Consider the following 22,346-nt stretch of genomic DNA (forward strand, 5'->3'; position numbering starts at 1 on the left):
ATTCCATCACTTTTTAAGCGCGTCGCGGATTTCGCGCAGCAGCACGATATCTTCCGGCGGCGTGACCGGCTTGGCGGCTGCTTCTGCTTCCGGCTTGCTGGCGATATCACGGGCTTTGTTGATCATGCGCACCATCTGGAAGATGATGAAGGCCAGGATCAGGAAGTTGATCAGAATCGTCAGGAAATTACCGTACGCGAACACGGCGCCCGCTTTTTTTGCCTCTGCCAGTGCCATGCCGCTGGCCTGCCCATTGAGCGGAATGTAGTAGTTGGCGAAATCCAGTCCGCCGAAAATCTTGCCGACGATAGGCATGATGATGTCCTGCACCATGGATTCGACGATCTTGCCGAAGGCGCCGCCGATGATCACGCCGACCGCCAGATCGACCACGTTGCCCTTGACCGCAAAAGCCCTGAATTCCTTAAGCATGCTCATCGTTTGCTCCTTCCGAATGTTGTGAATTAGTAATGATTGCCGGGTGCAGGGTTTATAGCCTGCTTTAAGCGAAAAGTAAAATCCGGCGGCCGCGCCGCCAAAAATGCTGCAGATGCCGTCGCGCAACTGAAACAAGAGAGGGTGCAATTGGGGTTAAAAGTTCCTTGCGGCGTTTTTGATGAGGCCTTACACGCTTTAAAACCCTATTGAGCTTATATATAATCTAAGGTTGCAAGAGGGTCCGCACAGATGGTCCACGCTAATTTTAATAACTGGAGATATGGGGTTTGTATGAGTAACGAACATCAGGTCGACTCCGGTCGACGAGGTTTGCTTGTCGCCACCTGCGCAGCGGGCGGCGTGGCCGGTCTGGCCACCGCAGGAGCATTCGTCTCCACCTTGCAGCCGTCGGAACGCGCCAAAGCGGCAGGCGCGCCGGTGGAAGTGGATATCTCGACATTAACCCCAGGCGAAATGAGAACCATAGAGTGGCGCGGCAAGCCGGTCTGGATTCTCAAGCGCACTCCGGAGATGCTTGCCTCCTTGAAGAAGGCGGATGGCCAGGTGGCCGACCCTGATTCGAAGCGCAAGGATTTCTCTGAAACTCCTGAATACGCTCTGAACGAATGGCGTTCGATCAAGAAAGACATTCTGGTGGTGGTCGGCATTTGTCCACACCTCGGCTGCTCTCCCAGTTCGCGCTTCCAGGCCGGCGCCCAGCCCTCCTTGCCGGACGACTGGCAGGGCGGATTTCTCTGCCCCTGCCACGGTTCGACCTTCGATCTTGCGGGACGGGTCTTCAAGAACAAACCGTCCCCAGACAACCTCCAGGTTCCACGGTATATGTTCGAAGGCGACGCCAAGCTCGTCATCGGCAAAGATGAAAAAGGGGAGGCGTGATCATGGCTGCATTTCACGAAAAGCAACTGCCGAAAGACGCTCCCATCGCCGCCAAGGCACTGAACTGGGTTGATGCCCGTTTCCCTCTGACTTCCACCTGGAAGGCCCACCTCTCCGAATACTACGCACCCAAGAATTTCAATTTCTGGTACGCCTTTGGCTCGCTGGCATTGCTGGTATTGGTGATTCAGATCGTCACCGGCATTTTCCTGGTGATGCATTACAAGCCGGACGCCACGCTGGCCTTCGCCTCGGTCGAATACATCATGCGCGACGTGCCCTGGGGCTGGCTGGTGCGCTATATGCACTCGACCGGCGCTTCGGCCTTCTTCATCGTGGTGTATCTGCACATGGTGCGCGGTCTGCTGTACGGTTCCTACCGCAAACCGCGCGAGCTGGTCTGGCTGTTCGGCGTCGGGATTTTCCTGTGCCTGATGGGCGAAGCCTTCATGGGCTATCTGCTGCCCTGGGGCCAGATGTCGTATTGGGGCGCGCAGGTGATCGTCAATCTGTTCGGCGCGATTCCTTTCATCGGGCCTGACCTGTCGCTGTGGATCCGCGGCGACTACGTGGTTTCGGATGCGACGCTGAATCGCTTCTTCTCCTTCCACGTGATTGCGATCCCGCTGGTGTTGATCGGTCTGGTGGCGGCGCACATCATTGCGCTGCACGAAGTCGGTTCGAACAACCCCGACGGCATCGAAATCAAGGAGACGACCGACGAGCATGGCGTGCCTCTGGACGGGGTGCCGTTCCATCCGTTTTACTCTGTGCACGACATCATGGCGGTGGCAGTATTTTTGCTGGTTTTCTCGGCTGTGGTATTCTTTGCGCCGGAAATGGGTGGTTATTTCCTGGAGTACAACAACTTCATCCCGGCCGATTCGCTGAAAACGCCGCCGCACATTGCGCCAGTCTGGTATTTCACTCCGTTCTATTCGATCTTGCGCGCCACCACCTCCGACTTCATGGGCTGGCTGATTGCAGGCATTGCGGCTTACGTCGCCTTGCTGGTGCTGAAGACCAAGCTGGCAGGATTCCTGAAGGTTGCGGCGATTGTCATCGGCCTGGCGGTAGTCGCCGGCATGCTGGTGTTCGATGCGAAATTCTGGGGTGTGGTGCTGATGGGCGTGTCGGTCATGATTCTCGGCGCGCTGCCCTGGCTGGATCACTCGCAGGTCAAGTCGATCCGCTATCGCCCGGGCTGGCACAAGTACATCTATATTGTCTTTGGTATTGCTTTTATCGCTCTTGGTTATCTTGGTGTGCAACCGCCGACCACAATCGGCACCCTGGTCTCACAGGTATGCACCTTCATCTACTTCGGCTTCTTTCTGTTGATGCCCTGGTGGAGCGCCGCCGGCACCTTCAAGCCGGTGCCTGATCGTGTGACTTTTCACCCGCACTAAGCCAGACGCCAAGAGGATAAAAACATGAAATTGCTGAAGAGACTGATTGCGACGCTGGTCTTGTTGCCGGCGATCGCGTACGCGAATGAAGCCGGTTTTGCGCTGGACCGCGCCCCCGATCGTACCAAGGACGTATCGGCGCTGCAGAATGGGGCAAAGCTGTTTGTGAACTACTGTCTGAACTGCCACTCGGCCTCGTCCATGCGTTACAACCGCCTGCGCGATATCGGCCTGAGTGACGATCAGATCAAGAACAACCTGTTGTTTACGGGCGAGAAGGTCGGCGATCTGATGAAAATCACGATGCTGCCGGCCGACGCCAAGGCCTGGTTTGGCGCCACGCCGCCGGACCTTTCGGTGATCGCACGCGCCAAGGCTTCTGACGCGGGATCGGGCGGGGACTGGATTTATACCTACCTGCGCAGCTATTATAAGGACGATACGCGTCCTACCGGCTGGAACAACATGGTTTTCCCCAATGTCGGCATGCCGCATGTGTTGTGGGAGTTGCAAGGTGTGCGTACTGCCAAGTATGTGGATGAGAAGGATCCCCACGACGAAAGCAAGACGATTCACAAGTTTGACCGTTTCGAGCAGGCCAGGCCCGGCAAGATGAGCGCGATCGAATACGATAACGCCGTTGCCGATCTGGTCGGCTATCTGGAATGGATGGCCGAACCTGCGCAGAACACGCGCAAACGGCTGGGTGTCTGGGTGCTGCTGTTTCTCGGCGTATTCCTGGTTCTGGCATGGCGTCTGAACGCGTCGTACTGGAAACAGGTCAAGTAAGAAATTCCGTGTCCGTGGGGTTTGCGGACTTGTGTACCGGGGTGAGCGTTCTGCGTCTCGCCCCCTTTGTTTCTAAGGCTCTACAAAAATGATGGTTCTCTACTCGGGCACGACCTGCCCATTTTCGCAACGTTGCCGCCTGGTTCTGTTTGAAAAGGGCATGGACTTCGAGATCCGCGACGTTGACCTGTTCAACAAGCCTGAAGATATTTCGGTGATGAATCCCTACGGCCAGGTGCCGATCTTGGTCGAGCGCGATCTGGTTCTGTACGAGTCCAATATCATCAACGAATACATCGACGAACGCTTCCCGCATCCGCAACTGATGCCGGCCGACCCGCTGATGCGCGCGCGTGCGCGTCTGATGCTGTTCAATTTCGAAAAGGAATTGTTCATCCACGTGCACACCCTGGAAAACGAAAAGTCCAAGGCTGCCGAAAAGAGCCAGGAAAAGGCGCGCAATGAAATCCGCGATCGCCTGACCACGCTGGCTCCACTGTTCCTCAAGAACAAGTACATGCTGGGCGACGAATTCTCAATGCTCGACGTGGCCCTGGCGCCATTGCTGTGGCGTCTGGATCACTACGGCATCGAACTGTCGAAGACGGCAGCGCCGCTGATGAAATACGCTGAGCGCATCTTCTCGCGTCCAGCCTATATCGAAGCGCTGACCCCGTCCGAAAAGGTCATGCGCCGTTAATCAGCGCTGATCAGCAATTTGCTTCGTGCAGCGGCCGCCGGTTTGTCTGGTCGGCGGATCGCTCGCACTGCAGGCGTCCATGGCGCTCAGCGCGATTTGCATTCCGGTGTTACGCTAGGCGCTCGCCTGTTCCGCAACGCGGCCCGTCGCTCCATCGCGTTCACCTGTCTGACTGCGGCTCTTAAATCATCGCCCCTACCGGTTTTTCTCAATGCAAGAAGTCTCCACCAAACCTTATCTTTTGCGCGCCATCTATGAGTGGTGCACCGACAATGGCTACACGCCGCACATCGCGGTTGTGGTGGATGGCCGCACCAGAGTGCCGATGCAGTTCGTCAAGAACGGCGAGATCGTGCTCAACATCAGCTTTGAGGCCACCAGCGCTCTGAAGATGGAAAACGACCTGATTCGCTTTAGCGCGCGTTTCGGCGGCGTGTCCAAAGACATCCAGATCCCGGTCGAAAATGTCATCGCCATCTACGCGCGTGAAAACGGCCAGGGCATGGCCTTCGAAGCGCCGACGCCCGACACCGGTACGCCGGTCGACAGCGAAGTCAGCCGCGATCAGAGCGAGACGCCAGCAACGGTCACCACGCTCAGTTCGGTGCCGACGGCGGAAAAGCCGGAGGAAAAATCGGGTGACGATGATAATAATGATCCGGAACCACCAAAAAAAGGTGGAAGGCCTGTACTAACTCGAATTAAGTAGTTATAATCGCAGGCTTAGTTTTTAGCTGGCTTAGCTCATCTGGTAGAGCACCTGACTTGTAATCAGGGGGTGGCGGGTTCAAGTCCTGCAGCCAGCACCAGCATTCAAAAAGGCCCACCGTTTGGTGGGCCTTTTTCTTTATCCGTCGCGATTTCTCGCGTCCGGCCGTCGCATTGCCCATTTCACTTCTGATGCCGGTTGCCGCTTTTTGCATCTGATTGATGCATCGGGCGCATCTCCTTGCGCTCCTTGCGCTCCTTGCGCTCCTTGCGCTCCTGCGCTTGCGCAGACGGCTGCCGGAAAATTCCTTGTCGATGGAGACGCCTGAGGGCTGGGCATCATCCGGACCGTCTTTGTGGTCTCGCGAGTATCGCTCCCATTGCGCATCGTTTGCTCATCCGATGATCCGCCATCGTACCGCTCGCATGCTTGAGTCGCCGGCCGGCGACTCTCAAATCCTGTGCAAGGCCGTCGTTGCCTTCCATGTCGCTCAACCGTCCTCTGATCGGAGGACGGTCTTTCTTGTTTTTCATCATGCAGAGTGCTGGTGTGGCGGCAATGTCGCCTGAGCGCTGCCGTTTCGGCTTGCCGCGCCTCGCCGCTTCTGGGGCAAGTTTTTCGCGCCACTGTGAGTGCTGCTGTGGCGATTGCGCGACACCGTATTTAAGAGTGCAAATCATGCACCTTGGGTGGGCATCCCGGCCCCGTTTGGGGATTCAATTGCTGAAATATGCCGTAAAAGCCGCGGTTCTGGCCTGGCATAAAGTTTGCTAAATCATCGAAATAAGTTCTTATATAAATCATCAGTTTATATATGAAACAAATTGGATTATCTCTTTTCGAAATATCTGCTATATTATTTCGAAATAACTTCCATATATAAATCATTGTTTTATATATGGAACAAATGGCTGGGCGTAACGCAGATGCTTTTAGCACGCGAAGCGCCGCAGTCTCCGGGCGCAAGGGCGCCGGTCTTAACCAGTCAGAGGCAACATGATCGAAATCGAATTTCGCAAGGTCGGCAAGAGCTTCGTCGATCGTCAGACCGCTGAACCACGCGCGGCCGTCAGCAACGTCAATCTGTCGATTCGCAGCGGCGAGGTGGTTTCCATCATCGGCCCCTCGGGATGCGGCAAGAGTACTTTGCTCAACATGGGCGCCGGCCTGTATCTGCCGACCGAGGGTGAAGTCTTCGTCAGCGGCGAGAAGGTCACCAAGCCGGTTCGCAAAGTCGCCTTCATGCTGCAAAAAGATTTGCTGATGCCGTGGCGCAATATTCGCGCCAATGTCTCGCTCGGCCTTGAAATCGACGGCGTATCAGCAGCCGAGCGCAAGCGCGCAGCCGACGAGTTGCTGGCCAAATGCCATCTCAAGGGCTTTGAAGAGCACTATCCATACCAGCTTTCCGGCGGCATGCGTCAACGCGCCGCGCTGGCGCGCACGCTGGCGGTAGACCCGCAAGTACTGCTGCTGGATGAGCCATTCTCGGCGCTGGATGCGCAGACCAAGATGGTGCTGCAGCAGGATCTGGCCAAGATGCTGTTCGAAAAGAAAAAGACTGCGCTGTTCATCACTCACGATCTGGTCGAAGCCATCGCGCTGTCGGATCGCCTGCTGGTGATGAGCGAACGCCCCGGCACCATCGTCGAGGAAATCGAAGTCAATCTGCCGTTCCGCGACAACCCGCTGGAGCGCCGCAAGCTGCCGGAAATCGGCCCGCTGCAAGGTCGCCTGATGGAGTTGCTGAAAGTCGGCAAGGAAAGCGCCGAACTGCACTGAGTCACGCCGCTGATGACACGAGCATCCGAACAAAAGATCACTGTCCGAAAACTCTAGGGAGAGAAGCAAGCATGAAAAAACTTTTTGCATCCGCCTGTACCTCGCTGGCCATGGTCGCTGCGATCGGCGCCGCCACCGTACCTGCCGTCGCCAATGCCGCGCCTGAAGAAGTCACCTACCTGCTGCCGGCGCCGCCGAATTCACCGGCCTTCGCACCCTGGGTGCTGGCGCAGCACAAGGGTTACTACGCCGATGAAAATCTGAAGGTCAGCTTCATTGTCGCCAAGGGCGGCGTTGACGTCGCCAAGCAGATCGGCGCCGGCAATGCCGTGATCGGCGGCGCCATCGGCGATACGCCTATCGTGGTGCGCGCCAACGGCATTCCGGTCAAGGCCATTGCGGTACTGGGCGCCGGCTCGGTCACCATGGTCGCGGCCAATCCGGCCGAAGGCATCAAGAGCCTGAAAGACCTGAAGGGCAAAACCGTGACGGTCATGTCGTACACCGACACCACGTATTACGCATTTCTGGGCAGTCTGAAAACCGCCGGCCTGTCCAAGACCGACCTGCAGATTCAGGCGGCGGGCCCGGCCGGCGTATGGCAAGTATTCACCGCCGGCAAGTCGTCTGCCTTTGCCGGTGTGCCTGACTGGGTGGTCAATTCCACCGATGCCGGCGCCAAGGTCGAACTGCTCGACAACGGCGGCTTCAAGAGTATGGCGCAAGCGATTCTGGCTTCGGATGAAACCATCAAGACCAAGCCTGAGCTGCTCAAGCGTCTGGTGCGCGCCACCCTGCGCGGCATGCAGGACATCATGAAGGATCCGAAGGCCGCAGCCGCCGACTACGCTGCCGCGCTGCCCGCCTACAAGGGCAAGGAAGCCAGCATCGAAGCGACCTTCGAGATGTACAAAAAGTATGTCTACGCCAATCAGAAGACCCTCGGCCAGATCGACCCGGCGCGCATGGAAGCCGTACAAAAGTTCTACGTCAGCGAAGGCATCGTGACCAAGGCTACGCCGATCAATGATCTGTTCACCAACCAATTTGTCGGCGTCGCCAAGTAATCATGACTACCACTACAGCGAAAGAAATCACCATGCCTTCCGCCACTCCAGCCACGCCGGTAAGCCGCAAGGTCATCAGCGAAAAAGCCAGAACCGTGTGCGGCAGCCTGGCGCTGTTGCTGGTATTCCTGGCGGCATGGCAATGGGGGCCGGGCCTGCTCGGCATGCCCGAATACATCCTGCCGAATTTCATGCAGGTGGTGCGCGAATCGGTGGTGATGTGGAACAACAGCCAGTTGCTGATGCACTTCGGCGTCACCGCAATGGAAGTGGTGTTCGGCTTCCTGTTCGGCGCGCTGCTCGGCCTGGCAGTGGGCGTGGCGCTGGGTTTGTCGCCGCGCGCCGAAGCCATGCTGTCGCCCTACATCCTGGCCTTGCAGATCGCGCCTAAGGTGGCGTTCGCGCCGCTGTTCGTGATGTGGCTGGGCTACACCATCTATCCGAAGATCATCGTCGCGGTGCTGATCGTGTTTTTCCCGATCATGATCAACGTGCTGTCGGCCATTCGCACGGTCGATCCCGACATGGTCAATCTGGTGCGCACCCTGAACGCCGGCCGCTGGCAGATTTTCCATCTGGTGGAGTTGCGTTCGGCGCTGCCGGCCCTGTTCTCCGGTCTGCGCATCGCCTCCACGCTGTCGGTGATCGGCGTGACTGTCGGCGAACTGGTCGGCGGCAATCAGGGCCTCGGTTATCTGCTGGTGGATGGCGAAGGCCAGGGCAATACCGCCGCCGTGTTCGTGGCCATCGTCGCCCTGACGCTGATCGGTGTCGTGACCTATGGCGCAGTCGTCTGGGTCGAGCGCAAGGTGCTGCATTACATCCCCAAGGTCAACACCACCACGGTCTGAGCACGGCAGCGTAGGCAAGCGGCAAAAATTCAAACCGGCACGTCAAGTACATCAAGAGAATCAGGAGCAGCAACATGGCAGCAACGGCGAATTTACTGGCGGGACGACGGATTCTGGTGACCGGCGCTGCGCGCGGCCTGGGCCTGGCCTTCGTGAGCGCCATCGCCGAAGCCGGCGCGACGGTCGCGATGGCCGACATTCTGCAAGAGCAATTGCAGCAGTCGGTCGCCGCATTGACGCAACGTGGTCTGAAGGTGGCCAGCTTTGCGGTGGATCTGGCCGACCCGGTTTCGATCAAGGCCTGCGCCGCACAAGCCACCGAATGGCTGGGCGGACTGGACGGCCTGGTCAACAACGCCGCCATTACCAACTCCGGCGGCAAGACCAGCGAACAACTCGAAATCGACATGTGGGATCGGGTGATGGATGTCAACGTGCGCGGCACCTGGCTGATGACCAATGCCTGCCTGCCCGGCCTGCGCGCATCGGGGCGCGGCGCGGTGGTCAATCTGTCGTCTGACACGCCCTTGTGGGGCGCACCGAATCTGCTGGCCTATGTCGCCAGCAAGAGCGCGGTGATCGGCATGACGCGCTCGCTGGCGCGCGAACTGGGCGGCGACAACATCACCGTGAATGCGGTGGCGCCGGGCTTGACGCTGGTGGAAGCCACCGAATACGTGCCCAGGGAAAGGCATCAGATCTATCACGACCGGCGCGCCATACAGCGCGATCAGATGCCGGAAGACGTCTGCGGCGCCGTGCTGTTCGCGCTGTCCGACATGTCGCGTTTCTTTACCGGTCAGGTAATGGCCGTCAACGGCGGCTTCGTACTGAACTGACAAGGCAATACCGAACAAGGTCCGCGAAACCCGAACAGCCCGGGGTTTTGCATCAACGCAAGGAGAAAAGCATGACTGATTTGTCCGAACAGGAAAACATCAAACGCAGCTGGGATCAGCCTGAAGGCGCCAGCTTCAGCGACTGGATGGAGTCGCGCGTGGCGCGTCTGTCCACCCGCAAATACGACTGGAATGCACTCAAGTTTCAGGCCGATTTCGATCCCAAATACGGCCGTGCGCAGATGCGCTACATCGGCACCGGCGGCACCGGCGTGGCGGCAGACGCCAACGTCATTCCGTCCGAGCATTTCACGTTTTCGACCATGATCATTCCGGCCGGCCACGAAGGTCCGCCGCACCTGCATATCGACGTCGAGGAAGTGTTCTTCGTCCTGCGCGGCAAGCTCAAGCTGGTGCTGGAAAAAGACGGCGAACGTTTCGAAACCATCCTGACCGACCGCGATGTGGTGTCGGTGCCGCCGGGCGTCTATCGCGAAGAAATCAACATTGGTGAAGAAGATGCGCTGATGTGCGTGATGCTGGGCGCGAAGAAGCCGATCACGCCGACCTATCCGCCGGAACATCCGCTGGCTTCGGTCAAGCGCGGTTGATGTCAGAGAGCCCGAGACCCGCATCATGAACGCGCGCCCACCCGTTACCTGTTCCTACGAGCTGAAAGATGCGCTCACGCTGCTCGAAGGCCGCTTCGCCGAGCGCAGCGTCGAGATCGATGGCGGCGTGGTGTCCTATCGCAGTTGCGGCAGCGGGCCGGTGGTGGTGCTGCTGCACGGCATCAGCTCGGGGGCGGCGTCCTGGCTGCATTGCGCACTCAAGCTGGAAAAGGATGCTCAGGTCATTGCCTGGAACGCGCCGGGTTATGGCCGCTCGACGCCGCTGCCGATGTCGCATCCCAAGGCAGTCGATTACGCCGCGCGGCTGGAGCAGTTCGTGCGCGCGCTGGGCATCGTCGATTGCGTGCTGGTCGGTCATTCGCTCGGTGCCCTGATGGCTTCCGGTTACATCGGCGCAGGCTTCGACCGCGCGCGCCGGGTAGTGCTGATGAGTCCGGCGCAGGGTTACGGCGCACCGGAAAAACAAGCCCGCGCGCAGCAGGTGCTGCAGGAAAGAATGGAGGCGCTGCATACCCTCGGCGTCGACGGCATGGCGCAGAAACGCTCCGGACGTCTGCTCTCCGAACATGCGCTGGAAACCCAGCGCGCCTGGGTGCGCTGGAACATGCAGTGGCTGGATCCGGCCGGCTATACGCAGGCGGTGCATCTGCTGTGCGGCGACGACATCGACGCCGGGCTGGACGTCAGAAAAGCGGGTTTGCCGATGGCGGTATATTGCGGCGCGCTGGATGTGGTGACGACACCCGAAGCCAGCCGCGCACTGGCGCAACGGCAGCATCTTCCGTTCCATCTGCTGGAAGAGGCCGGGCACGCATGCTATATCGAACAGCCGGGCAAGGTAGCCGGCGCGATTCGCGAACATCTCTATCAAATCAACTAACACAAGAAGACCACAAGACATGAGCAAATCAGAGCTGCCAGAAGAAGAGACGCAGGAAAAATATCTCGTGCCGGGACTGGAGCGGGGCCTGCGCCTGTTGTGCGAATTCAGCCGCCAGGACAAGACCTTGTCGGCGCCGGAACTGGCGCGTCGTCTGGACGTGCCGCGTTCCACGGTGTTCCGTCTGCTGGCCACGCTGGAACGCATGGGCTTCGTCGAGCGCACCGACGGCGGCCGCGACTATCGCCTCGGCATGTCGGTGCTGCGTCTCGGCTTCGAATATCTGGCCTCGCTGGAACTGACCGAAATCGGTCGCCCGCTGCTGGAACGTCTGCGCGACGACATCGGTTACTCCTGCAATCTGGTGGTGCGCGACGGCCGCTCCATCGTGTATGTCGCCAAGTCGGTCACGCAGACCGCCTTCGCCAGCCACGTCAACGTCGGCACGCGTCTGCCGGCGCATGCAACCGTGCTGGGCCGCGTGCTGCTGGAAGATCTGTCGCTGCCGGAACTGCGCGTGCTGTATCCGGAAGAGCATCTCGAAGTGTTCTCCAGCAATACCCCGAAAACCGTGGTCGAGTTGTTCGACATGGTGCAGAAGGACAAGGAGCGCGGTTACGTGCTGCAGGAAGGTTTTTTCGAAACCAGCATTTCGACCATCGCCGCGCCGGTGCGCGATCACTCCGGCAATGTGGTAGCGGCCATGGGCGCCACCATTCCTTCGCCGCACATCGAAACCAGTCAGCTCGACGACATCGTGCGCCGCGTGCGTGAAACCGCAGGCGAACTGTCGCGCCTGCTCGACCATGCGCCGGAAAAATCCGGCGCCAAGGTCGTCAACATGTGGCGGGAGTAAATCAAGTGAACAAGGCAAGCAAGGCCATGATCGATCTCGAAGGCCAGGTCGCAGTAGTGACCGGCGGCTCCTCCGGCATTGGTCTGGCGACCGTCGAACAATTGCTGCAAGCCGGCGCTGCGGTGGCCTTCTGCGGTCGCAGCGCCGAACGCCTGCAACAGACCGAAGCGGCATTGCGTGAGCGCTATCCGCAAGCCCGCATGTTTTCCGCCACCTGCGACGTGCTGTCGCAGGAGCAGGTGCAGGCCTTTGCCGCCGCCGTCGAAGCGCAGCTCGGCCCGGTATCGATGCTGATCAACAACGCCGGTCAAGGCCGCGTCTCGACTTTCGCCGATACCGCCGATGAAGCCTGGACTGAAGAACTGCGTCTCAAATTTTTCTCGGTGATCTATCCGACCCGCGCCTTTCTGCCGCAGTTGCAGCGCATGAGCGCCGCCCACGGCGATGCGGCAGTGGTGTGCGTCAACTCGCTGCTGGCAACCCAGCCTGAGCCGCACATGGTGGCGACATCGGCCGCGCGTGCCGGCGTCCACAATCTGGTGCGCTCGCTGGCCACCGAATTCGCTACCGGCGCCGCGCCCAAAGTGCGCGTCAACGGCATTCTGATCGGGCTGGTCGAATCCGGCCAATGGCGCCGCCGCTACGAGGCGCGCGGCCCTGAGCAGCAAGCCCAGAGCTGGCAGCAGTGGACCGGCGCGCTGGCGCATAAAAAGAATATTCAACTCGGCCGTTTGGGCCTTCCCCAGGAAGCCGCGCGCGCAATCGTATTCCTTGCGACGCCGCTTTCCTCGTACACAACAGGCAGTCACATCGATGTTTCAGGAGGACTTTCACGCCATGCCTAACAAGACCAACCAAGTCACCGTCGGCTGCGCCATCGCAGCCTTTCTCGAACAATGCGACGTCAAGGCGGCATTCGGTGTGATCTCGATCCACAACATGCCCATCCTCGACGCCTTCGGCGAGCGCGGCAAGATCCGTTTCATTCCGGCGCGCGGCGAAGCCGGCGGCGCCAACATGGCCGACTCGTATGCACGCACCACCGGCGGTCTGGGCGTGTGCCTGACCTCGACCGGCACCGCCGCCGGCAACGCCGCCGGCGCCATGGTCGAAGCATTGACTGCCGGCACGCCGCTGTTGCACCTGACCGGCCAGATCGAAACGCCGTATCTTGATCAGAGCCTGGCCTACATCCACGAAGCGCCGGATCAACTGTCGATGCTCAAAGCGATCTCCAAGGCCGCCTTCCGCATCCGCAGCACCGAGACCGCCATCAGCACCATCAAGCTGGCGGTGCAGACCGCATTGACGCCGCCGATGGGCCCGGTCAGCGTGGAAATTCCCATCGACATTCAGGCTGCGCTGATCCCCATGCCGTCCGATCTGCGACCTTTGCCGATCGCCGTGCAGGCGCCCTCCGAACATGCACTCGACGAACTGGCCGCGCGTCTGCTCAAAGCCAGGCGTCCGCTGCTGTGGCTGGGCGGCGGTGCGCGTCAGGCCGGCAAGCAAGTGCAGCGTCTGCTCGAGCTTGGTCTGGGCGTGGTCACCAGCACGCAAGGGCGCGGCATCGTGGCGGAAGACGATACGCGTTCGCTGGGCGCCTTCAATCTGCACAAGCCGGTCGAAAATTTCTATCAGACCTGCGACGCCCTGGTGGTGATCGGTTCGCGTCTGCGCGGCAACGAAACCCTGAAATACGAACTGAAGCTGCCGCGTCCGCTGTACCGCATCGACGCCGATCCGTCGGCCGAAGGCCGCTGCTACAACAGCGACTACTTTGTCTGCGGCGATGCCGCGCTGGCGCTGGAAGGCCTGGCTGATCGCCTCGAAAAGCAACAGCATGCGATGCAGATCGATCCTGCCTTCATGGGTGATCTGCAAAAGGCGCGCGATACCGCCGTAGCCGGTCTGATCGACGGTCTCGGTCCTTACAGCGCGCTGGTTGAGCAAGTACAAAAGGCCGCCGGCCGCAGCTTCAACTGGGTGCGTGACGTCACCGTGTCGAACAGCACCTGGGGCAATCGCTACCTGCGCATTTTTGATCCGCTGGCCGGCGTGCACGCACTCGGCGGCGGTATCGGGCAAGGTCTGGCGATGGGGATCGGCGCGGCTATCGGCGCCGCAGTGACGGCATCGGGCAAGAAGACTTTCACGCTGGCCGGCGACGGCGGCTTCATCCTCAATCTGGGCGAGCTGGCGACCGCCGTGCAAGAGCAGGCCGACATGATCATCGTGCTGATGAACGACAAGGGCTACGGCGTCATCAAGAATATTCAGGACGTGCAATACGGCGGCCGCCGCCACTACGTCGACCTGCACACGCCGGACTACGCACCGCTGTCGCAGGCGCTGAGCCTGCGCCATGCCCGCGTCGGCAATCTGGCCGAGGTCGAAGGCGCATTGCAGAACGCGCTGTCTGCGTCCGGTCCTTTCCTGCTGGAGATCGACATGCTGTCCATCGGCAGCTTCAAGACGGCCTTCGCCGGTCCTCCGGTGACGGAGAAAGCTGCTGCAGAAGCCGCGGCTGCCTCCATCGCCACGACCAAAACTGCTGCTGCAGCAACGACCGCCGCCACCGCCGCCGTCTGAAGAAACTGAGGAGAAACCCATGTTGCATGTTTCGATGATCGGTTGCGGCGCCATCGGCGTCGGCGTGATGGAGTTGCTGAAAAGCGATCCGGAAGTCGCCTTCGATGTCGTCATCGTGCCGGAAGCCAACATGGCGAACGCCCGCACCGTGGTGTCGTCGCTGGCGCCCAAGGCGCGCGTGGAGACCCGGCTCGGCGAGGAGCGTCCCGATCTGCTGATCGAATGCGCGGGCCATCAGGCGATTGAAGAGCACATCATCCCGGCGCTGTTGCGCGGCATCCCCTGCATGGTGGTGTCCATCGGCGCCTTGTCGGAGCCGGGACTGGTCGAAAAGCTGGAAGCCGCAGCGCGCGCAGGCAAGACGCAAGTGCAGTTGCTGTCGGGCGCCATCGGCGCGATCGATGCCTTGTCGGCCGCGCGCGTCGGCGGCCTGGAGTCGGTGGTCTACACCGGCCGCAAGCCGCCCGCTGCGTGGAAAGACACGCCGGCCGACGGCCCTTTCGATCTGGCGCAACTGACTGAAGCGACCGTGATTTTCGAAGGCACGGCGCGCGAAGCGGCGCGTCTGTATCCGAAGAACGCCAACGTCGCCGCCACCTTGTCGCTGGCCGGCCTCGGACTGGATCACACGCAAGTGCGTCTGTATGCCGATCCGGGCGTGAGCGAAAACGTGCATCACGTGGAAGCCAAAGGCGCCTTCGGCGGCTTCGAGCTGACCATGCGCGGCAAGCCGCTGGCAGCCAACCCCAAAACCTCGGCGCTGACCGTATTCAGTGTGGTGCGTGCGCTGGGCAATCGCGCACACGCCTTATCCATTTGAGCGACCTAGACATGTATCCAAACGAGACACTGCAGATCTGCATCGCCGGCGAATGGCGCCTCGGCGGCGGCGATCGCTACGCCACGCTGTATCCGGCCACCGGCGAAGCGGTGGCTTACCTGAACGCCGCCAGCGTGGCGGATGTGGAAGAATCCATCATCGGCGCCGATCTTGCCTTCCGCACCAGCGGCTGGGCGCAGAAGAAGCCGCATGAGCGGGCCGCCGTCCTCTATCGCGTGGCGCAGCTGATCCGTGAACGCGGCGAAGAACTGGCGCAAAAGCAGCGGCTGGACAACGGCAAGCCGATCAGTGAAACACGCAATCTGGTGGCCAGCGCCGCCGGCACGTTTCAGTTTTTTGCCGCAGCCTGCGAGACCCTGGAAGAAACAATTACGCCGATGCGCGGCGACAACCTGACCATGAGCGTGTACGAACCCATGGGCGTGGTCGCCGCCATCACGCCGTGGAATTCGCCGATCGCCAGCGAGGCGCAGAAAATGGCGCCGGCCCTGGCGGCCGGCAACGCGGTGGTGGTCAAGCCGGCCGAAGTGACGCCCTTGATGGCGCTGGAGCTGGCGCGCATCTGCGAACAGGCCGGCGTGCCCAGGGGCATGATCAGCGTGTTGCCGGGCAAGGGCTCGGTGATCGGCGACGCCATCACGCTGCACCCGCTGGTCAAGCGCGTGTCCTTCACCGGCGGCACCACCACCGGCAAGCACATCGCCCACATCGCGGCCGACAAGATGATGCCGGTCTCGCTGGAGCTGGGCGGCAAGTCGCCCACCATGGTGTTCGACGACGCCGATCTGGATCACGCCGTGGCCGGCGTGCTGTACGGCATTTTCAGCAGCTCGGGTGAGTCCTGTATCGCCGGTTCGCGTCTGTTCGTGGCGCGTGGCATTTACGACAGCTTCATGGAGCGACTGGCTGCGGGCGCCGCGGCCCTGCGCGTGGGCGATCCGGCCGATGAGCGCACGCAGATGGGGCCTCTGATCACGGCGCGCCATCGTGAAGGCATCGAGCGCTACGTCGATATCGGCGTCACCGACGGCGGCCGCATCCGCACCGGCGGCACGCGTCCGCAGGGCGCGACTTATGAGCGTGGTTATTTCTATCAGCCGACCATCATCGAAGGTGTGAGCAATGATCAGCGCATCTGTCAGGAAGAAATTTTCGGGCCGGTGCTGGTGGCCATGCCTTTCGATAATGAAGAAGACCTGATCGCTCAGGCCAACGACAGCGTGTATGCGCTGGCGGCCGGCATCTGGACCCGCGACTACAAGAAGGCCTGGCGTTTCGGCCGTGCGGTGCAGGCCGGCAATGTGTGGATCAACACCTACAAGCAATTCTCGATTTCAACCCCCTTCGGCGGCTGGCGCGACAGCGGTCTGGGACGTGAAAAGGGCCGCCTCGGCATTCTGCAATACATGGAACAGAAGGCCATGTACTGGGGTTTGAATGAGCAGCCGCTGCCGTGGGCCGGTTGAAAAAACGTATCAACGCGCGCGTGGATGAACGACGCAGAGTGCAGAACTCTTCAGCGCCACGCGGCTAAAAGTCAGGAGAAACAAATGGACGTATTGGGTATCGACGAAATCACCTACGGCGCGGACGATCTGCCGGCTTGCCGCCAGTTCTTCCTCGACTGGGGCATGACGCTGGCGCAGGAAAGCGCCGAGGCTTTGGTGTTCGAATCGCAGAATGCCTGCCGGGTGGTGGTGCGCAGCAGCGCCGATCCGGCCTTGCCGCCGGCCATCGAAGCCGGCCCGACGCTGCGCGAAGTGGTGTGGGGCGTGTCCGCAGCAGAGGTATTGCCGAAATTCGCCGAGCGCATCAAGGATCTGCCGGGCTACGTCAATGACGGCAAGCGTGTCGGCTGCACCGATCCAAACGGTCTGGCGGTGCGTTTTCAGGTGTCGCAGAAGCGTGATGTGCAGGTCGAGTGCGCCACCATGAATACCTGGAATGAAAAGAACCGCATCAATCAGCGCAGCCCGGTCTACGACCACGCTTCGCCGATCGAAGTCGGCCATGTGGTGTTCTTCGTCAAGGACGTCAAGGCCTGCGAAAAATTCTACTGCGAGAACTTCGGCTTCGTGCCGTCCGACCGCTACCCGGAACGCGGCGCTTTCCTGCGCTGCGCCGACGTCGGCGGGCATCACGACATCTTCCTGCTGCAACCGCCGGAAGCGCGTTCGGGCCTGAATCACGTCGCCTTCACGGTGCGCGATATTCACGAAGTGTTCGGCGGCGGCATGCACATGTCGCGCAAGGGCTGGGACACGCAACTGGGGCCCGGACGTCACCCGATTTCGTCGGCCTATTTCTGGTACTTCAAAAATCCCGCCGGCGGCCTGATCGAGTACTACGCCGATGAAGACCAGCTTGACGCTGACTGGGAGCCGCGCGATTTCGAACCGGGCCCGACGGTATTCGCCGAATGGGCGATCGACGGCGGCATCGACGGCAACACCCGCCGCCAGAAGAATGCACAAGGGCCGAGCGGCAAATTCCTGACCGACCGTCAACCGACCCACAAGTAATCGGAGCAAGTCATATGTCTTCTTTCAAAATCGGTATTCTCGGCGCGGGCATCGGCGGTCTGACCGCCGCCATCGCGCTGCATCGCGCCGGCCATGATGTGGTGGTGTACGAGCAGTCGAAGCAATTCCTGCGCGTCGGCGCCGATATCAATCTGACGCCGAACGCGGTGCGCGCCCTCGACGGTCTTGGCATCGCTGACGCTGTGCGCCGCACCGCTGCGCGTCCGACGCATCGCATCAGCCGCACCTGGAATACGGGCGAAGAAACTTCACGTCTGGAAATGGGCGACACTGCCGAGAAAAAATACGGCGCGCCGCAACTGACCATCCATCGCGCCGATCTGCTGGCGGCGCTGGCCGAAGAGTTTCCGGCCGAACGCGTGCAGTTCGCCAAGCGTGCCGAACTGGTGACGGAAGATGCGCAGGGCATCACACTGAGTTTCACCGACGGCAGCACCGACCAGGTCGATGTGCTGATCGGCGGCGACGGCATCCACTCCGCCGTGCGCAGCGCCATGTTCGGCAAAGAGAGCCCGCGCTTCACCGGCGTGGTGGCATTCCGCGCCGTGATCCCGGCCGAGCGCGTGGCGCAGGTGCCTAATCTGCAAGCCTTCACCAAGTGGTGGGGCCCGAATCCGGAAAGCCAGATTGTCACCTTCCCGCTCAACTGCGGCAAGGACATCTTCATCTTCGCCACCACCGCACAGGAAAGCTGGCATCTCGAATCGTGGACCACGCCGGGCAGCGTGCAGGAACTGCGCGACAGCTACGCCGGTTTTCACCCGGATGCGACCGCCTTGCTGGATGCCTGCGACGAAGTGCTGAAGACCGCGCTGTACGAGCGCGACCCGCTGCCGCACTGGTCCAGGGGCCGCATGACATTACTGGGCGACGCCAGCCATCCGATGATGCCGTTCATGGCGCAAGGCGCCGGCATGGCGATTGAAGACGCCGTGGTGCTGGCGCGCTGTCTGCAGCACGTCACTGCGCGCGAAGGCATTGCCGATGCACTCAACACTTATCAGGAGCTGCGCCGTGAACGCGCCGGCAAGATTCAGATCGGTTCGCGCGGCAATAACTGGCTGCGCGAAGGCGGCAATGCGGATTGGGTCTATGGCTACGACGCCTGGGCGGTGCCGCTCGAAACTGAAACGGCCTGAGCATGGAAAAGACTGCTCAACAATCGGAACTGATGTTGCTGACCGTGCTGTTGAAGCACGATCAGTCGAAGAATCTGGAAGACATCCAGTCGCACATGAAGAAGGTTGGCTGGTGGGATCGCTTTCCGGTCGAAGGCACGCGCGTGGTGTCCTGGACCGTGGCCATGGGCCTGGGCCAGATCGTCACGCTGGAGCTGCCGCCCTCGCTGCTGCCGCTGGTGAATGTCGAGCTGGAGCGCTCCGCCTGGGGCGTGTTCCGTACCGAGTGTTATCCGACTTACGATTTTGTACCCGTGCGCGAACGTATCCGTGAGCGCGTCAAGAATGGAGGCCAATGATGGTTGCAACAGTTACCGAGGTTTATCTCAATCCGCATCAGGCGCGCCGTCGTGCGCCGACCCAGTATGAAGATCTGCTGGGCGATTCCATCGAGCGCGCCTACGGCGCCGGCATCACCGAGCTGGCGGCGCTGGTGGCGCATCTGAATCGTACTGGTCCCGGTTGCCCGTACAACAACGGCGTCTGGACGGAAGCCAATTATCAAGAAGAGATCGCCCGCTTGGCAGCCTAAGCCAGCGGCCCCCACCCTCAGGAGAAATAGCAATGAGAACGACAGCCAATGATCCGGTCGATGCGGTACTCGCCGCCGGATTGAAAGACTTGTGGTATCCGATCTGCCCTTCCGGATTCGTCGCCGAGCGCCCGGTGTCGCTGCGCCGCCTGGGCAAGAAATTCGTGCTCTGGCGTGAAGCCAACGGCACCCTGCATGCGCTGGACGATCACTGTCCGCATCGCGGTGCACCCTTGTCGATGGGCATCGCCATGGGCGACCGCATTGCCTGCGGTTATCACGGCGTGCAAGTGCGTTTCGACGGCGTGGTGACCAGTGTGCCCGGCAGCCCCGGCTGCAAACTGGAAGGCGCGAAAGCGACCCGTTCGTATCACGTCACCGAAGCCTGCGGTGCGATCTTTCTGTTCAACGCCAGCAGCGACATCGCCGAACCGCCGCCGCTGCAACTGCCGGAAGAACTGACCAGCCCGGAGTATTCCAATTTCCTCTGCTACACCGAATGGAAGGGCGATTACCGCTACGTGCTGGACAACGTGATGGATCCGATGCACGGCACTTTCCTGCACAAGCAATCGCATTCGATGGCAGAGGGCGACAACACCGCCTCCTTCGGCATCCGTGAAACCGACATCGGTTTTGTGTTCGAAAAAGAAGGTCAGCGCGACGTCAACTTCGACTGGACCGAATGGGCCGACACCGGCCTGCACTGGATGCGTCTGGCGATCCCGTATCCGAAGACCGGCGGCCCCGGCGGCAGCTTCGTCATCGTCGGCAGCTACACGCCCATCGTCGACAACATCGCCGCCGTCTTCCACTGGCGCTGCCGCAAGCTGAGCGGCTGGCAGAAAGACACCTGGCGTTTCCTCTATCGCAACCGCCTGGAAGCGCGTCACTGGAACGTGCTGGAGCAGGACCGCGCCGTGCTTGAAGTGATGGAGCCGGACGCCAACCAGAACGAAATGCTGTACCAGCACGACATGGGCATCGTGCGCCTGCGCCGCCACATGCGCGGTCTGGCGAAAGAGCAGCTGGCACGCGAAGCGGAAGCCGCAGCCGCCAAGTCGCCGGTGAAGGCGGCATGAGCGAGCAGTCGCTAGTGCGTCACGTGACCAGCGACAAGGTGGCCGAGCTGGCCACCGCGACCTGGTCGAATTGCCTGGTGATCGGCAATGAGATCGCGATGTCGGGCATGACCGCGCATCCGGCTTCGCGCAACAGCCGGCTCGGCACCTACGAGCAGACGCTGGTGGTGCTGGGCAAGGTGCGCGATCTGGTGGAAGCCGCCGGCGGCACGCTGGGCAGCATCTACAAGCTGGTGATCTACGTGAAGCACATTGCCGACAAGGACGAAGTCGGGCGGGCGCGCCGCGATTTCTTTGCGCCGCTGCAGCCTTGTCCTTATCCGTGTTCGACGCTGGTGGAAGTCAGCAGGCTGGTGTTTCCCGAACTGACCGTCGAGATCGATGCCTTTGCGCGGCGCGACATCGATTTGCGCCAGGCCGTCAGGCCGGTGTAGAGGCGGTGTAGAGGCGGTGTGTCCTTGTGCAGTTCTGATCGCTTGATCAGGTTTTGAACTTCAGGTTTTTCCTATGACTAGCAGCTCTCTTCTTTCCGTCCGTGTGCAGGCGATGCGCTTCGAAGCGCAGGGCATCGTCAGCGTTGAGCTGAGGCCGGCCGGCGGCGGCGATTTGCCGGCCTTCGAAGCCGGATCGCATATCGATCTGCATCTGGCCAATGGCATCGTGCGCAGCTATTCGCTGTCGAACTCGCCGGACGAATGCCATCGTTATGTGGTCGGCGTACTGAATGATCGCAAGAGCCGCGGCGGTTCGCGCTATGTGCATGAACAGTTGCGCGTCGGTGCAATGATCAGCATCTCGGCGCCGCGCAACAATTTCGCGCTCGACGAGAGCGCTGCGCATTCGGTGCTGATTGCCGGCGGCATCGGCATCACGCCGATCTCCTGCATGTTCGGCCGCTTGCGCGCGCTGGATAAATCGGCCGAGCTGTTCTATTGCGCCCGTTCGCGCAGCGAAGCGGCCTTTGCCGATCGCTTGTTGCAGCAAGCCGGCGCCAGCGCGCATTTCGACGATGAGCGAGGCGCACCGCCCGATCTGCGCAGCTATCTGGCCGGCAAGCCGAAGGACGCGCATTTCTATTGCTGCGGCCCGACGCCGATGCTCAATGCTTTCGAAAGCATCTGCGAAGAGCTGGGTTTGCTCAATGTGCATATCGAACGTTTTGCCGCCGAAAAGGTGGAGGCGGTGCAGAGCGGCAGCTATGTGGCGGAACTGGCGCGCAGCAAGCAGAGCATCACGGTGCCGGCCGGCAAATCGCTGCTGGACGCGTTGCTGGATGCCGGCATTGCGGTCGACCACAGTTGCCGCGAGGGCGTCTGCGGCGCCTGCGAAACCAAGGTGCTGGAAGGCGAACCGGAGCATCGCGATGGCGTGCTCAGCAAATCCGAGCGCGCGTCCGGCAAGACCATGATGGTCTGCGTGTCCGGTTGCAAGGGCGCACGCCTGGTGCTCGACGTGTAAGCCAGAAAACGCATGAACATGCCCGCGCACTGCGCCGGGCATTTTTTTGAGCCTGATGATTTTTGTGGAACGTTGATTCATGGGTGAAACAAGACCCGAGAATTTCAGAGGTCAACGTGCCATGGCAAGCCAGCGCCAGCCTGAGCCCTCATCGCGGATGAGCGGGGACGGAGCAGCCCGGTTTGCAGCAGAGATTCACCTTCCATAGGCGCGGGGCAGATGGAGGCAGTGGACGCGGCGAGGGCCGTGCTTAATTGTTCTTATTCGT

The 22,346-nt window shown here is 60.9% G+C and carries 24 protein-coding genes and 1 tRNA gene; 24 read left to right on the forward strand and 1 reads right to left on the reverse strand.

What is annotated here, in order from left to right; all coding sequences use genetic code 11:
- Nucleotides 1-6: 6 nt before the first annotated feature.
- Entirely contained in the window at nucleotides 7-438 is a 432-nt protein-coding gene (gene mscL / locus PQR62_RS20110; RefSeq protein WP_408159806.1) for a large conductance mechanosensitive channel protein MscL, read from the reverse strand.
- Between the two features lie 291 nt (nucleotides 439-729).
- On the opposite strand from mscL, the gene petA reads away from it, so the two are divergent.
- The 24 genes from petA (at nucleotide 730) to PQR62_RS20230 (ending at nucleotide 22,078) form a co-directional block, all read left to right on the forward strand.
- On the forward strand, nucleotides 730-1,338 hold the full coding sequence (gene petA, locus PQR62_RS20115; protein ID WP_408159807.1) for a ubiquinol-cytochrome c reductase iron-sulfur subunit: 609 nt from the start codon (nucleotides 730-732) through the stop codon (nucleotides 1,336-1,338).
- A gap of 2 nt (nucleotides 1,339-1,340) precedes the next feature.
- Nucleotides 1,341-2,747, forward strand: a complete 1,407-nt coding sequence (locus PQR62_RS20120) for a cytochrome b N-terminal domain-containing protein (RefSeq protein WP_408159808.1) — start codon at nucleotides 1,341-1,343, stop codon at nucleotides 2,745-2,747.
- A 24-nt stretch (nucleotides 2,748-2,771) separates the two neighbouring features.
- Nucleotides 2,772-3,536 (forward strand): cytochrome c1, encoded by a 765-nt coding sequence (locus PQR62_RS20125; RefSeq protein ID WP_408159809.1) that lies wholly within the window; start codon nucleotides 2,772-2,774, stop codon nucleotides 3,534-3,536.
- An 88-nt stretch (nucleotides 3,537-3,624) separates the two neighbouring features.
- Nucleotides 3,625-4,236, forward strand: a complete 612-nt coding sequence (locus PQR62_RS20130) for a glutathione S-transferase N-terminal domain-containing protein (RefSeq protein ID WP_408159810.1) — start codon at nucleotides 3,625-3,627, stop codon at nucleotides 4,234-4,236.
- Between the two features lie 211 nt (nucleotides 4,237-4,447).
- Nucleotides 4,448-4,945, forward strand: a complete 498-nt coding sequence (locus PQR62_RS20135; protein ID WP_408159811.1) for a ClpXP protease specificity-enhancing factor — start codon at nucleotides 4,448-4,450, stop codon at nucleotides 4,943-4,945.
- A 24-nt stretch (nucleotides 4,946-4,969) separates the two neighbouring features.
- A tRNA-Thr gene (locus PQR62_RS20140) sits at nucleotides 4,970-5,045 on the forward strand.
- Nucleotides 5,046-5,941: 896 nt separating this feature from the next.
- Nucleotides 5,942-6,727, forward strand: a complete 786-nt coding sequence (locus PQR62_RS20145; protein WP_408159812.1) for an ABC transporter ATP-binding protein — start codon at nucleotides 5,942-5,944, stop codon at nucleotides 6,725-6,727.
- Between the two features lie 71 nt (nucleotides 6,728-6,798).
- Nucleotides 6,799-7,794 (forward strand): ABC transporter substrate-binding protein, encoded by a 996-nt coding sequence (locus PQR62_RS20150; RefSeq protein ID WP_408159813.1) that lies wholly within the window; start codon nucleotides 6,799-6,801, stop codon nucleotides 7,792-7,794.
- A 2-nt stretch (nucleotides 7,795-7,796) separates the two neighbouring features.
- Nucleotides 7,797-8,645 carry an ABC transporter permease gene (locus PQR62_RS20155; RefSeq protein ID WP_408159814.1) on the forward strand — a complete coding sequence of 283 codons (849 nt, stop codon included), beginning with the start codon at nucleotides 7,797-7,799 and terminating at the stop codon, nucleotides 8,643-8,645.
- Nucleotides 8,646-8,719: 74 nt separating this feature from the next.
- Nucleotides 8,720-9,484 (forward strand): SDR family oxidoreductase, encoded by a 765-nt coding sequence (locus tag PQR62_RS20160; RefSeq protein ID WP_408159815.1) that lies wholly within the window; start codon nucleotides 8,720-8,722, stop codon nucleotides 9,482-9,484.
- A gap of 71 nt (nucleotides 9,485-9,555) precedes the next feature.
- Nucleotides 9,556-10,095, forward strand: coding sequence for a cupin domain-containing protein (locus tag PQR62_RS20165; RefSeq protein WP_408159816.1), 540 nt, complete (start codon nucleotides 9,556-9,558; stop codon nucleotides 10,093-10,095).
- A gap of 25 nt (nucleotides 10,096-10,120) precedes the next feature.
- A complete protein-coding gene (locus PQR62_RS20170) occupies nucleotides 10,121-10,996 on the forward strand; it encodes an alpha/beta fold hydrolase (RefSeq protein WP_408159817.1) in 876 nt (291 codons plus the stop codon).
- A 19-nt stretch (nucleotides 10,997-11,015) separates the two neighbouring features.
- Nucleotides 11,016-11,852, forward strand: a complete 837-nt coding sequence (locus tag PQR62_RS20175; RefSeq protein WP_408159818.1) for an IclR family transcriptional regulator — start codon at nucleotides 11,016-11,018, stop codon at nucleotides 11,850-11,852.
- A 26-nt stretch (nucleotides 11,853-11,878) separates the two neighbouring features.
- Complete coding sequence (locus tag PQR62_RS20180) at nucleotides 11,879-12,697, forward strand: SDR family oxidoreductase (protein WP_408159963.1); 819 nt, start codon at nucleotides 11,879-11,881, stop codon at nucleotides 12,695-12,697.
- Nucleotides 12,690-14,444, forward strand: coding sequence for a thiamine pyrophosphate-binding protein (locus PQR62_RS20185; RefSeq protein ID WP_408159819.1), 1,755 nt, complete (start codon nucleotides 12,690-12,692; stop codon nucleotides 14,442-14,444). Before PQR62_RS20180 ends, PQR62_RS20185 begins: the two co-directional genes overlap by 8 nt.
- 19 nt (nucleotides 14,445-14,463) lie before the next feature.
- Entirely contained in the window at nucleotides 14,464-15,264 is an 801-nt protein-coding gene (locus PQR62_RS20190; protein ID WP_408159820.1) for an aspartate dehydrogenase, read from the forward strand.
- Between the two features lie 11 nt (nucleotides 15,265-15,275).
- On the forward strand, nucleotides 15,276-16,751 hold the full coding sequence (locus PQR62_RS20195) for an aldehyde dehydrogenase (protein ID WP_408159821.1): 1,476 nt from the start codon (nucleotides 15,276-15,278) through the stop codon (nucleotides 16,749-16,751).
- Between the two features lie 84 nt (nucleotides 16,752-16,835).
- The gene (locus PQR62_RS20200; protein WP_408159822.1) at nucleotides 16,836-17,807 is read left to right on the forward strand and encodes a VOC family protein; all 972 of its coding nucleotides are present in this window, start codon (nucleotides 16,836-16,838) and stop codon (nucleotides 17,805-17,807) included.
- Between the two features lie 14 nt (nucleotides 17,808-17,821).
- Nucleotides 17,822-18,967 carry an FAD-dependent monooxygenase gene (locus PQR62_RS20205; protein WP_408159823.1) on the forward strand — a complete coding sequence of 382 codons (1,146 nt, stop codon included), beginning with the start codon at nucleotides 17,822-17,824 and terminating at the stop codon, nucleotides 18,965-18,967.
- 2 nt (nucleotides 18,968-18,969) lie between these two features.
- Nucleotides 18,970-19,305, forward strand: coding sequence for a hypothetical protein (locus tag PQR62_RS20210; RefSeq protein ID WP_408159824.1), 336 nt, complete (start codon nucleotides 18,970-18,972; stop codon nucleotides 19,303-19,305).
- Nucleotides 19,305-19,538 (forward strand): recombinase-like helix-turn-helix domain-containing protein, encoded by a 234-nt coding sequence (locus PQR62_RS20215; protein WP_007882409.1) that lies wholly within the window; start codon nucleotides 19,305-19,307, stop codon nucleotides 19,536-19,538. The genes PQR62_RS20210 and PQR62_RS20215 overlap by 1 nt, the downstream gene beginning before the upstream one ends.
- 32 nt (nucleotides 19,539-19,570) lie before the next feature.
- Nucleotides 19,571-20,620: a Rieske 2Fe-2S domain-containing protein gene (locus PQR62_RS20220; RefSeq protein ID WP_408159825.1), complete on the forward strand. Its 1,050-nt coding sequence runs from the start codon at nucleotides 19,571-19,573 to the stop codon at nucleotides 20,618-20,620.
- The gene (locus PQR62_RS20225) at nucleotides 20,617-21,054 is read left to right on the forward strand and encodes a RidA family protein (protein WP_408159827.1); all 438 of its coding nucleotides are present in this window, start codon (nucleotides 20,617-20,619) and stop codon (nucleotides 21,052-21,054) included. Before PQR62_RS20220 ends, PQR62_RS20225 begins: the two co-directional genes overlap by 4 nt.
- Before the next feature lie 73 nt (nucleotides 21,055-21,127).
- Nucleotides 21,128-22,078, forward strand: coding sequence for a PDR/VanB family oxidoreductase (locus PQR62_RS20230; RefSeq protein WP_408159828.1), 951 nt, complete (start codon nucleotides 21,128-21,130; stop codon nucleotides 22,076-22,078).
- Nucleotides 22,079-22,346: the final 268 nt, after the last annotated feature.

Source organism: Herbaspirillum lusitanum (genome assembly GCF_046025995.1).
Classification (GTDB): domain Bacteria; phylum Pseudomonadota; class Gammaproteobacteria; order Burkholderiales; family Burkholderiaceae_D; genus Herbaspirillum; species Herbaspirillum lusitanum_A.

Coding starts and splice junctions, on each gene's coding strand:
- PQR62_RS20165 (WP_408159816.1), top strand. CDS start 9,556: ATGACTGATTTGTCCGAACAGGAAAACATCAAACGCAGCTGGGATCAG.
- PQR62_RS20205 (WP_408159823.1), top strand. CDS start 17,822: ATGTCTTCTTTCAAAATCGGTATTCTCGGCGCGGGCATCGGCGGTCTG.
- PQR62_RS20150 (WP_408159813.1), top strand. CDS start 6,799: ATGAAAAAACTTTTTGCATCCGCCTGTACCTCGCTGGCCATGGTCGCT.
- petA (WP_408159807.1), top strand. CDS start 730: ATGAGTAACGAACATCAGGTCGACTCCGGTCGACGAGGTTTGCTTGTC.
- PQR62_RS20220 (WP_408159825.1), top strand. CDS start 19,571: ATGAGAACGACAGCCAATGATCCGGTCGATGCGGTACTCGCCGCCGGA.
- PQR62_RS20200 (WP_408159822.1), top strand. CDS start 16,836: ATGGACGTATTGGGTATCGACGAAATCACCTACGGCGCGGACGATCTG.
- PQR62_RS20160 (WP_408159815.1), top strand. CDS start 8,720: ATGGCAGCAACGGCGAATTTACTGGCGGGACGACGGATTCTGGTGACC.
- PQR62_RS20155 (WP_408159814.1), top strand. CDS start 7,797: ATGACTACCACTACAGCGAAAGAAATCACCATGCCTTCCGCCACTCCA.
- PQR62_RS20230 (WP_408159828.1), top strand. CDS start 21,128: ATGACTAGCAGCTCTCTTCTTTCCGTCCGTGTGCAGGCGATGCGCTTC.
- PQR62_RS20225 (WP_408159827.1), top strand. CDS start 20,617: ATGAGCGAGCAGTCGCTAGTGCGTCACGTGACCAGCGACAAGGTGGCC.
- PQR62_RS20190 (WP_408159820.1), top strand. CDS start 14,464: ATGTTGCATGTTTCGATGATCGGTTGCGGCGCCATCGGCGTCGGCGTG.
- PQR62_RS20125 (WP_408159809.1), top strand. CDS start 2,772: ATGAAATTGCTGAAGAGACTGATTGCGACGCTGGTCTTGTTGCCGGCG.
- PQR62_RS20175 (WP_408159818.1), top strand. CDS start 11,016: ATGAGCAAATCAGAGCTGCCAGAAGAAGAGACGCAGGAAAAATATCTC.
- PQR62_RS20180 (WP_408159963.1), top strand. CDS start 11,879: ATGATCGATCTCGAAGGCCAGGTCGCAGTAGTGACCGGCGGCTCCTCC.
- PQR62_RS20130 (WP_408159810.1), top strand. CDS start 3,625: ATGATGGTTCTCTACTCGGGCACGACCTGCCCATTTTCGCAACGTTGC.
- mscL (WP_408159806.1), bottom strand. CDS start 438: ATGAGCATGCTTAAGGAATTCAGGGCTTTTGCGGTCAAGGGCAACGTG.
- PQR62_RS20185 (WP_408159819.1), top strand. CDS start 12,690: ATGCCTAACAAGACCAACCAAGTCACCGTCGGCTGCGCCATCGCAGCC.
- PQR62_RS20145 (WP_408159812.1), top strand. CDS start 5,942: ATGATCGAAATCGAATTTCGCAAGGTCGGCAAGAGCTTCGTCGATCGT.
- PQR62_RS20170 (WP_408159817.1), top strand. CDS start 10,121: ATGAACGCGCGCCCACCCGTTACCTGTTCCTACGAGCTGAAAGATGCG.
- PQR62_RS20210 (WP_408159824.1), top strand. CDS start 18,970: ATGGAAAAGACTGCTCAACAATCGGAACTGATGTTGCTGACCGTGCTG.
- PQR62_RS20215 (WP_007882409.1), top strand. CDS start 19,305: ATGGTTGCAACAGTTACCGAGGTTTATCTCAATCCGCATCAGGCGCGC.
- PQR62_RS20135 (WP_408159811.1), top strand. CDS start 4,448: ATGCAAGAAGTCTCCACCAAACCTTATCTTTTGCGCGCCATCTATGAG.
- PQR62_RS20195 (WP_408159821.1), top strand. CDS start 15,276: ATGTATCCAAACGAGACACTGCAGATCTGCATCGCCGGCGAATGGCGC.
- PQR62_RS20120 (WP_408159808.1), top strand. CDS start 1,341: ATGGCTGCATTTCACGAAAAGCAACTGCCGAAAGACGCTCCCATCGCC.